Raw genomic sequence first — 12007 nt, 5'->3', positions numbered from 1 at the left:
TGGGTGGCGGGCTCATCGGAGCCGCGGCGACGGCAGGGCACCTGCGCTGGGCCTTTGTCATCCCGCTCATCCTGGTGCCTGTGGTGCTGTTGTTCGTGCGATCGTTCCGGACCGCAGACCCCGCGGCACTCGACGCCGTCTGAGTGAGGTTCTGCTCTCGCCAGAGGGTGAGCCACCAGCGGAGGGGGGCATAAGTCGCCCCACCGTTCTCGGGGGGTGAAACGGTGGGGCGACAACAGGAGCCATCGGCGTTGAGGCACGGTGACCCTGCAGGCAAAATATTACTGGATCGCTCCAAATGCGTGGGATGAATGGGAGAAATTCTCAGCCTTTCCTTGTCGGGCGCCGTCCCACGGCGCAACTCGGAGTGACAGAATCACGGCCATGACCTCCACCGTCGCGCGCGAGCGCCCTCCTACCAAGGTCGGTCGCCGATTGATGACGGGCTTCGGCATCACGTTGATCCTCGTGGGTCTGGGCTTCCTCCTCTACTGCGCCTGGCAGTACTTCGGCACGAACATCGTGTCGAAGAACAAGCAGGCCGACATCAAGCAGAGTCTTTCCCAAGACTGGGGGAAGGGCATCGACAGCGACGCGATCGGGCTCCTGCGAGTCAAGCGGTTCGGCTCCAAGTACGAGGTCCCGATCGTCAAGGGATTTGACGATCGCGCGTTGGCCAGAGGCGTGGGGTGGGACCCCAAGAGCGCCCGCCCGGGCCAGATCGGCAACTTTGCGATCGCGGCGCACAGAGTCACCCACGGCGAGCCGTTCCGCGACTTCCTCAAGCTGCGCAAGGGCGACAAGGTCGTCGTCGAGACCCGCACCAACATCTACACCTACCGCCTGCGCAACAATGGCGACTCGATCACCGTCGACTTCACCGTCGGCTGGCCCCTGCAACGTGTGCCCGATCCGCGATACCGCAACCAGCGGCCCACCCGCGCCGTCATCACGATGCTGACCTGCTCGGAGCTGTTCCACACCCGCAACCGCAATGTCGTGATCGGTGACCTCGTGTCCACCGTCGACAAGTCGTCGGGCAAGACGGCCACCACGGGCTGACGGCCAACGGCGTCCTACGCTGGGCGCATGCACGACTACCAGCGCGACTTCATCGAGTTCACCCTTGAGCACGGGGTTCTCACCTTCGGCGACTTCACGCTGAAGTCGGGCCGCCGCTCACCCTTCTTCTTCAACGCAGGTCTTTTCAACACCGGCGCTCGGCTGGCCGGTCTGGGGCGCTATTACGCTGCCGCCGTCGTCGCCAGCGACATCGACTTCGACGTCATGCTCGGCCCCGCCTACAAGGGCATCCCGATCGCCGCGGCCACAGCGGTGCAGCTCGCCGAGCACTTCGACCGGGACGTGCCCTGGTGCTTCAACCGCAAGGAGGCCAAGGACCACGGCGAAGGTGGCGTCCTGGTCGGGTCTCCGCTCGAGGGTGGCGTGCTGATCGTTGACGACGTCATCACCTCGGGCGCGGCCATCCGCGAGGTCATGGCACTCGTCGACGCGGCACCCGACGCCCGCGTCGCCGGCATCCTCGTCGCCGTCGACCGGCAGGAGCGCGGGCGCGGTGAGCTGTCGGCCATCCAGGAGGTGGAGCGCGACTTCGGAGTCGACGTCGTCTCGATCATCGCGTTCGACCAGATCATCGAGTACGTCGAGGAGACCGGCCGGCACGCCGAGCACCTCGACGCCATCCGGAGCTACCGCGAGGAGTTCGGGATCGTGGCCCGACCGGCATGACGGAGCCGGAGGTCGGGGTTGGTCCCTGGGAGGGCGACCGGCCTGCCGACGAGCGCTACGACCCTGAGCTGCTGCGGGAGGGCGACCGTCGCAACGTCGTCGACCGCTACCGCTACTGGACGCTCGAGGCGATCGTCGCCGACCTCGACCTGAGCCGCCACCCGTTCCACGTCGCGATCGAGAACTGGCAGCACGACTTCAACATCGGCTCGATCGTGCGCACCGCCAACGCGTTCGCGGTGGCCGAGGTGCACATCGTGGGCCGGAAGCGGTGGAACCGGCGGGGCGCGATGGTCACCGACCGCTACCAGCACGTGCGCCATCACGAGAGCGTCGACGACCTCCTCGCCTGGTCCGCCGGCGCGGGGCTCGCGCTGATCGGCATCGACAATGTCGACGACTCGCTCCCGATCGAGACCACCGACCTGCCGGTGGAGTGCGTCCTGCTCTTCGGCCAGGAGGGCCCCGGCCTTTCGCGGGAGGCCCGGGAGGCGTGCGATCAGACCCTCTCCATCGCCCAGTTCGGGTCGACCCGTTCGATCAACGCGGGGGCTGCGGCAGCGATCGCGATGCACACCTGGATCCGTCAACACGCCAAGCTTTGAGCGGGCCGGCACGCAGACGGGTCCGTCTTCTCCAGGCGGCCGCAGACCTGGTCGCCCTCTAGGCTCGTCCACATGGGCTCACGCGTGGTGGTGATCGGTGGTGACGCCGCCGGGATGACGGTTGCCTCGGCCTTGCGGCGCAGGCTCGGCGACGAGGACGAGGTCATCGTCCTCGAGCGGGGTGAGTGGACGTCGTACTCGGCGTGCGGCATTCCCTACTGGATCGCTGGAGAGGTGGGGTCGGCCGACGATCTGGTGGCTCGGACCCCCGCGGAACACCGCGCCAACGGCATTGACCTGCGTACTGGCACCGACGTCGTCGCCATCGATCCGAAGGCGCGCACGGTGTCGCTGGCGGACGGCGACGACGTCAGGTACGACCGCCTCGTCATCGCGACCGGCGCCGAGCCGGTGCGACCGGGCCTGCCCGGCATCGACGGACAGGGCATCCACGGTGTGCAGTCGCTCGACGACGGTCAGCAGGTCATCAACGCGCTTGCCGCCAAGCCCTCCAAGGTCGTGGTCGTTGGCAGCGGCTACATCGGGCTCGAGATCGCCGAGGCCTGTGTGACACGGGGCTTCGACACCACCGTCATCGAGCGCGCGGCGACTCCACTGCCCATCGTCGAGCCGTCGCTCGGCGAGAAGATCGCCGAGGCGATGCGCGGCCGGGGAATCCGCCTGCTCGCCGGCACCGGGGTCACGGGCTTCGACCTTGACCCCGACGGTCGTGTCGCCGCGGTGACCACCGACGGCGACACGATGGACGCCGACCTTGTCATCCTTGGTCTTGGCGTCTCAGCGAGGTCTTCGCTGGCATCGGATGCGGGACTTCCGGTCGGCGCGAAGGGTGGGATCGTGGTCGACGAGCACCAGAGAGTGGTCGGCTTCGACGACATCTGGGCGGCCGGTGACTGCGTCGTGACGCGGGACCGGGTGACGGGTGACATGATCCACCTGCCGTTGGGTACGCACGCCAACAAGCAGGGCATGGTCGCCGGTGACAGCATCGCCGCCGACCTGCTGGGCGTCGAGCCACGACTGAGCTTTCCCGGGGTGGTGCAGACCGCGATCACGAAGTTCTGCTCCCTCGAGATCTCGCGCACCGGGCTGGGGGAGGACCAGGCGCGTGACGCAGGCTTCGACCCGGTCGTCGTGTCGATCGAGACGACGAACTTCGCCGGTTACATGCCTGATCCGGGCACCATGACGGTGATCGTCGTCGCCGACCGCGTCAGCCGCCGGCTGCTCGGCGCACAGATCGTCGGCGCCGAGGATGCCGCGCTGCGCATCGATGTCGCCGCCACGGCACTGGCCGCGGGCATGACGATCGACGACGTGGTGATGCTCGACCTCGCCTACGCCCCACCGTTCTCATCGGTGTGGAGCCCGATCCAGGTCGCTGCTCGCGCTGCGGTGAAGGCGCTGGCCAACTGACGCGAAGGGGAGCCGATGCACCGGTAACCCCCGTGCCCCCTAGGTTGGACTGGAAAGACACCGCCCTCCCGAGGAGATCAGCATGCCCATCGCCACCCCTGAGATCTATGCCGCGATGCTCGACAAGGCGAAGGCCGACTCGTTCGCCTACCCGGCTATCAACGTCGCCTCCTCGCAGTCACTCAATGCCGCCCTCGCCGGGTTCGCCGAGGCCGAGAGCGACGGCATCATCCAGGTGTCGACCGGCGGGGCAGAGTACTTCTCCGGACCGACGATCAAGGACATGGTGTCCGGCTCGATCGCGTTTGCCTCCTTCGCCCATGAGGTCGCCAAGAAGTATCCGGTCAACGTGGCTCTCCACACCGACCACTGCCCGAAAGGCAAGCTGGACGGCTTCGTCCGTCCGCTGATCGCGTTGTCGACCGAGCGCGTCAAGGCCGGTGGCCTGCCGTGGTTCCAGTCGCACATGTGGGACGGATCGGCAGTGCCGCTCGAGGAGAACCTCGACATCGCCAAAGAGCTGTTGGCCGCCTGCGCCGCGGCACACATCATCCTCGAGGTCGAGATCGGTGTCGTGGGTGGCGAAGAGGATGGCGTCGAGGGTGGCGGAGGCGAGCAGCTCTACTCGACACCGGAGGACGCCCTGGCCACGGCCGCGGCGCTGGGTCTGGGCGAGAACGGTCGTTTCATGACGGCGCTGACGTTCGGCAACGTGCACGGTGTCTACAAGCCCGGCAACGTCAGGTTGCGCCCCGAGGTCCTGAAGAAGGCTCAACAGGTCGTGGGTGAGAAGTACGGCAAGGAAGCACCGTTCGACCTCGTGTTCCATGGCGGTTCGGGCTCGTCGGCCGAAGACATCTCGGCGGCCGTCAACTACGGCGTCGTGAAGATGAACGTCGACACCGACACCCAGTACGCGTTCACCCGCCCGGTCGCCGACCACATGCTGCGCAACTACGACGGGGTGCTCAAGATCGACGGCGAGGTCGGCAACAAAAAGGTCTACGACCCGCGAGCCTGGGGCAAGGCTGCCGAGGCTGGCATGGCGACGCGTGTCGTTGAGGCATGCGCCAACCTACGGAGCGCCGGCACCAAGCTCTGAGCTGCACCAAGGTCTGACCGACAGGGTGCTCTGAACCGCGGTAGCGAGCTTGCCGGCGGGTGTGTTCGCCTGTGTTGACGCTGGGTGGTTGGGGGTGTCGCAGGCTCGGGCTAGGGTCGGGCCATGACCAATCTCTTCGGCGAACCGCCCGCCACCCTGCTCCCCGAAGACCCCGGAGCCGCCTCACTCGCTGCTGGCGACGATCCCCAGAACGTCGCCGCCAGCCACCCGGACTCCTCGCTCGCGTGGATCACGCTGGCCGAGACGGCCCTGGCCGAGGGTCGCGACCTCGAGGGCTACGCGTTCGCCCGCACCGGCTATCACCGATGCCTCGATGTACTTCGCCGCAACGGTTGGAAGGGCCACGGACCCGTGCCGTGGTCGCACGAACCGAACCACGGATTCCTCCGTGCCCTCGCCGTGCTCGCCGACGCCTCGGAGAGGTTCGGCGACGACGGAGAGGCTCACCGCTGCCGCGAGTTCCTGCACGAGTCGAGCCCCGAGGCGTACCAGGAGCTCGTCGCTCCGCAGGTCTGAGCCCGGCTGGCGTCGTGGTCAGGGCACGTACATGGTGAGCGCGCCCGCCTCGATGCGCCAGGCGTGCTCGGCCTGAGGTTCCTTGAGCTCACCATCGCTGGTGCAGCGCAACGCATCACCTCTGACCAGCACCTTGCTGCCGCGGACGTAGACGACGTCGTCGCGTCGGTGGTGGTCACCCCGTCGGACGCTGCGCGCATAGGCGATGCGCCGCATGGGTGATTCGGTGTACGACACCGCGACGTCGAGCTGCCCGTCGGAGGGGTCGGCCTGGGGGAGCAGCGCCGCCCCGCCGCCGACGAAGCGTCCGTTGCCGACAGCAACCTGGATGACGGGCGTCTTGCGGGGCAGGACGTCGCCGTCGACGCTGATCTCAAGCCGCGCGCCAGGGGTGCGCAGACCCTTGAGCCCCGTGACGATGGCGCCGACGGCGTAGCCCAGCGGCCCCAACGCCTTCTTGAGCGGACGAGCGGCGGCCGCAGCCTCGGCGCCGATGCCGATGTGTGCCGCGTTGATGACGACCTCGTCGTCGCCGTCGATGATCAGATCGATGGTTCGCGTGCGGCCGGCAACGATGATGTGCGCAGCTTTTTCGGCGTCGTCGGGCAGGCTCAGGGTCGCGGCGAAGTCGTTGCCCGTGCCGAGCGGGACGAGCCCGATGACGACATCGCCCAGACGTCCCGCCGTGCGCAACGCAGCGACCACGGCGTGCAGGCTGCCATCGCCGCCGAGCACGACGATTCCGTCGAGGTCGGGGTGGGCGGAGAGCGCGACATCGAGGTCGGCCGGGCTCGACGTCGATGTCAGCGAGACGTCGGCTCCGTGCCGCAGGATCGCAAGGACTGCTTCCACCAGCTCGTCCGTGGACGTGCCGGCGTCGGAGTTGGCGATGGCGAGGAGAGATGTCATGGATCGCCAGCGTAGGCGCAACTCGGCTAGACTGCCGTAGTAAGAGCCCCGCCACACCGGGGCTTGTCGCATGTTCAGGGAGTGCATCTCATGCCTGCAGTCGTGATCGTCGGCGCCCAGTGGGGCGACGAAGGCAAAGGCAAGGCGACCGATCTTCTCGGCAGCCGCGTCGACTACGTCGTGAAGTTCAACGGCGGCAACAACGCCGGCCACACCGTTGTCATCGGCGACCAGAAATATGCCCTGCACCTCCTGCCGAGCGGCATTCTCAGCCCAGGCTGCGTCCCGGTCATCGGCAACGGCGTCGTGGTCGACCTCTCGGTGCTCTTCGAGGAGATCGATGGGCTGGAAGAGCGTGGCATCGACACCTCCAGGCTCGTCATCAGTGCCAATGCGCACGTCATCGCCGACTACAACCGCACGATGGACAAGGTGGCCGAGCGCTTCCTCGGCAGCCGCAAGATCGGCACGACCGGCCGCGGTATCGGCCCGACCTACGCCGACAAGATGAACCGCCTCGGCATCCGCATCCAGGACCTCTTCGACGAGAACATCCTGCGTCAGAAGGTCGAGGGCGCCCTCGAGCTCAAGAACCAGATCCTGACCAAGATCTACAACCGCCGCGCGGTCGAGATCGACGAGATCGTTGACGAGCTGCTGTCGTACGTCGACCGGCTCCGACCGATGGTCGCCGACACGCCGCTGCTCCTCCACGAGGCTCTCGCTGCTGGCAAGACCGTGCTGCTCGAGGCCGGCCAGGCAACGCTCCTGGATGTCGACCACGGCACCTACCCGTTCGTCACCTCGTCGTCGGCCACCACCGGCGGAGCGTGCACCGGGTCGGGCATCGCCCCCACCGAGATCACCCGCGTCATCGGCATCGTCAAGGCTTACGCGACGCGGGTCGGAGAGGGGCCGTTTCCGACCGAGCTGTTCGACGACGACGGCGAGCAGCTGCGCAAGAACGGCGCCGAGTTCGGCACCACGACCGGACGACCGCGTCGCTGCGGCTGGTACGACGCGCCCATCGCGCGCTACGCCGCCCGCATCAACGGTGTCACCGACTTCGTGCTGACCAAGCTCGACGTCCTCACCGGTTGGGACCAGATCCCGGTCTGTGTCGCCTACGACGTCGACGGCGAGCGGCTGGAGGAGATGCCGATGACCCAGACCGGCTTCCACCACGCGAAGCCGATCTACGAGTTCTTCGACGGCTGGCACGAGGACATCTCCGCGTGCCGGACGTTCGACGACCTCCCTCGGGCCGCACAGGACTACGTCAGTGCACTGGAGAAGATGTCGGGTGCGCGCATCTCCACGATCGGCGTCGGCCCCGACCGCGAGCAGACCATCGTGTTGCACGACCTGCTCTGAGGCGGCCTCGGTGGAATTGGCGACAGCGCCATCGACTCCCGGGGGACCTTCGAGATGGACCAGATCGGTTCACCTATGAGAGCAGCATGGGCGAGGTGGTTGGCATGAAGACTCGCAGCCTGAGCACGTACCGGCGTGCGCCGTGGGGGCCACTGGTTCTCGACACGTCGGACGATCGCATCGAGTCACAGGTGCCGGGGTCGGCCCGCGTCGTCATCGAGTGTCCCGCTGCGCACGCCATGGCAGATCCGCCGGTGCTCGCTCTACTGTTCGAGGGAGTCAACGTTCTCTTCGACGATGAGCACCGGGCAACCTTGCGGCAACCGCGACGATCGTCGTCTCACCGCAGCGACCGGTCGATCCTCGTGGAGGGCGATGCCTCGTTCGTGCCGCCAGGGCTGCACCTCCGGGCTCGATGGCTCGGCAGCATGGGACTCGAGATGAGCAGGGCTGATGGTGGCGCCGAGGACCGAAGACTTGTCCGACCCAGGTTCGACCTGCTGAACGCACCGTTCCTGTTCGGTGCGACGTTCTCGGTGCCCGCGATCGACGCGACACTCAGCCCCGACCTCATCGCGCTCTGGGGCGCCGCGGAGTGGCACCTGATCTCCGCCGTCCATGTGTGATCTCGGTCTGACTGGCGTCACGGGCCTCGTTTTTTCGTGATCTCGGATGAGTCCTGACCGGCCATGCCCGCTGCCGAGTACCGCGGCAACGCCTGCAGCACCCGCGCCACCCTCTGCTGTGCGCCACCGGCACGACTGTGCCGATAGGCTCACGCCGTGAAGACGCTAGTCATCGGCACCGGCGGGCGGGAGCACGCACTGGCCCTCGCGCTGTCCCGCGACCCCCAGGTTTCCGAGGTACATGCGGCGCCCGGCAACCCCGGCATCGCGGCCGTGGCCACGCTGCACGAGGTCGATCCCATGGACGGTGGGGCGGTTGCTGCCCTGGCCGTCTCGATCGGCGCCGAGCTCGTGGTCATCGGACCCGAGGCGCCGCTGGTGGCCGGGGCCGCCGACGCGGTACGCGAGGCGGGCATCGCCTGCTTCGGACCGAGCGCTGCGGCAGCCCAGCTCGAGGGCTCCAAGGCGTTCGCCAAGCTGGTCATGGCCGCCGCCGAGGTGCCGACGGGCCTGGCGCACGTGTGCGAGACGTCCGAGCAGGTCGAGGCGGCTCTCGATGCGTTCGGAGCGCCCTACGTCGTCAAGGATGATGCGTTGGCCGCTGGCAAGGGGGTGGTCGTCACGAGCGACCGCCAGGAGGCTGTCGACCACGCGGCAGCGTGCGGTCGTGTCGTGATCGAGGAGTTCCTCGACGGCCCCGAAGTGTCGCTGTTCGCCATCACCGACGGCGAGACGGTGCTTCCGCTGCAGCCGGCCCAGGACTTCAAGCGGGCCTTCGACGGTGACGCGGGCCCCAACACCGGCGGCATGGGTGCCTACACGCCCCTGCCCTGGGCGCCCGACAATCTCGTCGCCGAGGTGACCCGCCGGGTTCTCGTGCCCACGGTGCGGGAGATGGCTCGTCGCGGCACCCCGTTCCAGGGGCTGCTCTACGCCGGACTGGCGCTGACCACTCGCGGGGTGAGGGTCATCGAGTTCAACGCGCGGTTCGGAGACCCCGAGACTCAGTCGATCCTGGCCCTGCTGCGCACCCCTCTGTCTGCCCTGCTCAACGGCGCAGCGACCGGCACCCTGGCCGAGGTGGGGCTTCCGCAGTGGGAGCGTGCGTCCTCGGTCACCGTGGTCGTCGCCGCGGAGGGCTATCCGGAGTCTCCCCGCAAGGGCGACCGCATCGAGGGGGTCGAACGGGCCGAGGCGCTCGACGGCGTCGACGTGATCCACGCCGGCACCGCAATCGTCGACGGTGCTCTCGTCACCGCCGGTGGACGGGTGTTGTCGGTCACCGCAGTCGGCGCCGACCTCGCCGAGGCGCGCCGACGGGCGTATGCCGGCGTCGACCTCATCGAGATCCACGGGGCCCACCACAGGTCGGACATCGCCCTCGCCGCCGAGCAGGAGACAATGGCGACGTGACGACACCGAACATCCTCGCCAGCCGATACGCCTCACCCGAGCTCGCCCGCATCTGGTCGCCCGAGCACAAGATCGTGTTGGAGCGTCGCCTCTGGATAGCGGTGCTCAAGGCGCAGCGCGACCTCGGGGTGCCGACGCCGGACGGAGTCATCGAGTCGTACGAGGCGGTCGTCGACCGAGTCGACCTCGCTTCGATCTCCGAGCGCGAGAAGGTCACTCGCCACGACGTGAAGGCCCGCATCGAAGAGTTCGCCGCGCTGGCCGGCACCGAGCACATCCACAAGGGCATGACGTCACGCGACCTCACCGAGAACGTCGAGCAGCTGCAGGTCAAGGCTTCCCTTGAGCTGATGCGTGATCGCGGTGTCGCGACCCTCGCTCGGCTCGGCCGGCTGGCCAGCGAGCACGCTGAGCTCGTGATGGCTGGTCGTAGCCACAACGTCGCCGCCCAGGCCACGACCCTCGGCAAGCGTTTCGCGACCATCGCCGACGAGCTGTTCATCGCGCTGGACCGGCTCGACGACCTGATCGCCCGCTACCCGCTCCGGGGTATCAAGGGCCCGGTCGGCACGAGCCAGGACCAGCTCGACCTGCTCGGCGGCGACGAGGCCAGGCTTGCGGATCTCGAGCAGCGCGTCGCGCGCCACCTCGGGTTCGACAAGGTGCTCACCAGCGTCGGCCAGGTCTACCCCCGCAGCCTCGACTACGACGTCGTCACATGTCTCGTCCAGCTGTCGGCAGCGCCGTCGAACCTGGCCACCACGATCCGCCTGATGGCCGGCAACGAGATCGTGACCGAAGGATTCCGCCCCGGTCAGGTCGGCTCCAGCGCCATGCCGCACAAGATGAACACTCGTTCGTGCGAGCGGGTCAACGGTCTCGCCGTCATCCTGCGCGGTTACGCCTCCATGATCGGCGAGCTGGCCGGTGACCAGTGGAACGAGGGCGACGTCTCGTGCTCGGTCGTGCGCCGGGTGGCGCTTCCTGACGCGTTCTACGCCGCGGACGGGCTCTTCGAGACCTTCCTGACGGTGCTCGACGAGTTCGGCACGTTCCCAGCCGTCATCCAGCGCGAGCTCGACCGCTACCTTCCCTTCCTCGCCACCACCAAGGTCCTGATGGCGTCCGTGCGTCACGGCGTCGGTCGCGAGACCGCCTATGAGGCCGTCAAGCAGCATGCCGTGGCGGTGGCACTGGAGATGCGCGAGAAGGGCGCAGCCGACAACGACCTGTTTGCCCGGCTGGCGGCTGACGAGCGGCTCGGTCTGTCCGAGTCTGACCTCGCGACCCTCGTGGCGTCGCCTATCGACTTCACCGGGGCGGCTGTGGGCCAGGTGCACGCCGTCGTGGCGCGCATCGAGGTGCTCGTGGCTGCCAACGGGCACGCGGCCGACTACGCGCCTGGCTCGATCCTCTGATCGGGTTCGCCCGCACATCCTGACCTGCGCTCCCGTGGCCGACTCCGGTTCGGAGACCTACGCTGAGGCGGTGCCCGTCAATCTCGCGTTCATCCCGCTGGTACTGCTCGTCGGTGGTGCGGTGTTCCTCGTGAACGGTCTGCGGTGGCGGCGTCAGCTCGGGCATCATCCGCGTGACTGGGTGGCGGTGAGCGGGACGATCATCGAGGTGCGCCGCGGTGGCGGTGACGACGAGGTGCGGTTCCCTGTCGTGGAGTACCGCGGGCCCGATGGTCTCGCCCGGCGGGTGCACGGTGCCGAGAGCGCCGTGCCCGATCTGCACCGGAAGGGCGAGAAGGTCCAGGTGCTCCTCGATCCGAGCAACCCGCGGCGTGCCCGGCTCGCCGACCTCCAGAAAGGCGCCCACACGTTGACGACGCTCTTCCTGGTCACCGGCCTCACACTCCTGGTGCTCGGCGCAGCATCGGTGCTCGTGCTGATCTGACTGATCAGGTCACTACGCTGACCACCATGCCCCTCGACATCGCCGGAGCCCGTCACCTTCACTCGGGCAAGGTGCGCGACTTGTACGAGGTCGACGGCGGCAATCTCCTGATGGTCGCCTCCGACCGCATCTCGGCCTACGACTTCAGCCTCAGTCCTGGCATCCCCGACAAGGGCGAGATCCTGACCCGGATGTCGACGTGGTGGTTCGACCAGCTGGCTGACGTCGTCCCGAACCACGTCGTGTCGATGTCGGTGCCCGACCAGGTGCGCGGTCGTGCGCTGCTGGTCGAGAAGCTCGACATGTTCCCCGTCGAATGCGTCGTCCGGGGCTATCTTTCCGGATCGGGCGCC

General features: G+C 67.8%; 13 protein-coding genes. 12 read left to right on the top strand and 1 reads right to left on the bottom strand.

Annotated elements, in window-relative coordinates:
• The first annotated feature begins 384 nt into the window (after nucleotides 1-384).
• The 6 genes from H7290_RS17940 to H7290_RS17915 all read left to right on the top strand — a co-directional run bounded on the left by H7290_RS17940 (nucleotide 385) and on the right by H7290_RS17915 (nucleotide 5430).
• The gene (locus H7290_RS17940) at nucleotides 385-1062 is read left to right on the top strand and encodes a class E sortase (protein WP_290515385.1); all 678 of its coding nucleotides are present in this window, start codon (nucleotides 385-387) and stop codon (nucleotides 1060-1062) included.
• A 27-nt stretch (nucleotides 1063-1089) separates the two neighbouring features.
• Nucleotides 1090-1749: an orotate phosphoribosyltransferase gene (gene pyrE, locus H7290_RS17935; RefSeq protein ID WP_290515384.1), complete on the top strand. Its 660-nt coding sequence runs from the start codon at nucleotides 1090-1092 to the stop codon at nucleotides 1747-1749.
• Nucleotides 1746-2354, top strand: a complete 609-nt coding sequence (locus tag H7290_RS17930; protein WP_290515383.1) for an RNA methyltransferase — start codon at nucleotides 1746-1748, stop codon at nucleotides 2352-2354. Before pyrE ends, H7290_RS17930 begins: the two co-directional genes overlap by 4 nt.
• A 72-nt stretch (nucleotides 2355-2426) precedes the next feature.
• Nucleotides 2427-3791 (top strand): FAD-dependent oxidoreductase, encoded by a 1365-nt coding sequence (locus tag H7290_RS17925; protein WP_290515382.1) that lies wholly within the window; start codon nucleotides 2427-2429, stop codon nucleotides 3789-3791.
• Nucleotides 3792-3873: 82 nt separating this feature from the next.
• Entirely contained in the window at nucleotides 3874-4893 is a 1020-nt protein-coding gene (gene fbaA / locus H7290_RS17920) for a class II fructose-bisphosphate aldolase (RefSeq protein ID WP_290515381.1), read from the top strand.
• A 123-nt stretch (nucleotides 4894-5016) separates the two neighbouring features.
• Entirely contained in the window at nucleotides 5017-5430 is a 414-nt protein-coding gene (locus H7290_RS17915; protein ID WP_290515380.1) for a DUF3151 domain-containing protein, read from the top strand.
• Nucleotides 5431-5448: 18 nt separating this feature from the next.
• On the opposite strand, the gene H7290_RS17910 is transcribed toward H7290_RS17915, so the two are convergent.
• Complete coding sequence (locus H7290_RS17910) at nucleotides 5449-6339, bottom strand: diacylglycerol kinase family protein (protein WP_290515379.1); 891 nt, start codon at nucleotides 6337-6339, stop codon at nucleotides 5449-5451.
• A gap of 90 nt (nucleotides 6340-6429) precedes the next feature.
• Between H7290_RS17910 and H7290_RS17905 the strand changes: the two genes are divergently transcribed.
• The 6 genes from H7290_RS17905 to H7290_RS17880 form a co-directional block, all read left to right on the top strand.
• The gene (locus H7290_RS17905) at nucleotides 6430-7713 is read left to right on the top strand and encodes an adenylosuccinate synthase (protein WP_290515378.1); all 1284 of its coding nucleotides are present in this window, start codon (nucleotides 6430-6432) and stop codon (nucleotides 7711-7713) included.
• Nucleotides 7714-7817: 104 nt separating this feature from the next.
• Nucleotides 7818-8339: a hypothetical protein gene (locus tag H7290_RS17900; RefSeq protein ID WP_290515377.1), complete on the top strand. Its 522-nt coding sequence runs from the start codon at nucleotides 7818-7820 to the stop codon at nucleotides 8337-8339.
• A gap of 156 nt (nucleotides 8340-8495) precedes the next feature.
• The gene (gene purD, locus H7290_RS17895; protein ID WP_290515376.1) at nucleotides 8496-9752 is read left to right on the top strand and encodes a phosphoribosylamine--glycine ligase; all 1257 of its coding nucleotides are present in this window, start codon (nucleotides 8496-8498) and stop codon (nucleotides 9750-9752) included.
• Nucleotides 9749-11170: an adenylosuccinate lyase gene (purB, locus tag H7290_RS17890; RefSeq protein ID WP_290515375.1), complete on the top strand. Its 1422-nt coding sequence runs from the start codon at nucleotides 9749-9751 to the stop codon at nucleotides 11168-11170. The genes purD and purB overlap by 4 nt, the downstream gene beginning before the upstream one ends.
• Nucleotides 11171-11240: 70 nt before the next feature.
• Nucleotides 11241-11654: a DUF3592 domain-containing protein gene (locus H7290_RS17885; RefSeq protein ID WP_290515374.1), complete on the top strand. Its 414-nt coding sequence runs from the start codon at nucleotides 11241-11243 to the stop codon at nucleotides 11652-11654.
• Nucleotides 11655-11680: 26 nt separating this feature from the next.
• Nucleotides 11681-12007 (top strand): phosphoribosylaminoimidazolesuccinocarboxamide synthase (locus tag H7290_RS17880; RefSeq protein WP_290515373.1); only part of this gene is annotated, 327 nt, incomplete at its 3' end.

Origin of the sequence: Aeromicrobium sp., from assembly GCF_014378035.1 — a bacterium.
Taxonomy (GTDB): domain Bacteria; phylum Actinomycetota; class Actinomycetes; order Propionibacteriales; family Nocardioidaceae; genus Aeromicrobium.
This window is presented reverse-complemented; position numbering and strand designations above follow the sequence as displayed.

Excerpts from the sequence above, each read along its gene's own strand:
- H7290_RS17940 (WP_290515385.1), top strand. The coding sequence starts at position 385 with ATGACCTCCACCGTCGCGCGCGAGCGCCCTCCTACCAAGGTCGGTCGC.
- pyrE (WP_290515384.1), top strand. The coding sequence starts at position 1,090 with ATGCACGACTACCAGCGCGACTTCATCGAGTTCACCCTTGAGCACGGG.
- H7290_RS17930 (WP_290515383.1), top strand. The coding sequence starts at position 1,746 with ATGACGGAGCCGGAGGTCGGGGTTGGTCCCTGGGAGGGCGACCGGCCT.
- H7290_RS17925 (WP_290515382.1), top strand. The coding sequence starts at position 2,427 with ATGGGCTCACGCGTGGTGGTGATCGGTGGTGACGCCGCCGGGATGACG.
- fbaA (WP_290515381.1), top strand. The coding sequence starts at position 3,874 with ATGCCCATCGCCACCCCTGAGATCTATGCCGCGATGCTCGACAAGGCG.
- H7290_RS17915 (WP_290515380.1), top strand. The coding sequence starts at position 5,017 with ATGACCAATCTCTTCGGCGAACCGCCCGCCACCCTGCTCCCCGAAGAC.
- H7290_RS17910 (WP_290515379.1), bottom strand. The coding sequence starts at position 6,339 with ATGACATCTCTCCTCGCCATCGCCAACTCCGACGCCGGCACGTCCACG.
- H7290_RS17905 (WP_290515378.1), top strand. The coding sequence starts at position 6,430 with ATGCCTGCAGTCGTGATCGTCGGCGCCCAGTGGGGCGACGAAGGCAAA.
- H7290_RS17900 (WP_290515377.1), top strand. The coding sequence starts at position 7,818 with ATGAAGACTCGCAGCCTGAGCACGTACCGGCGTGCGCCGTGGGGGCCA.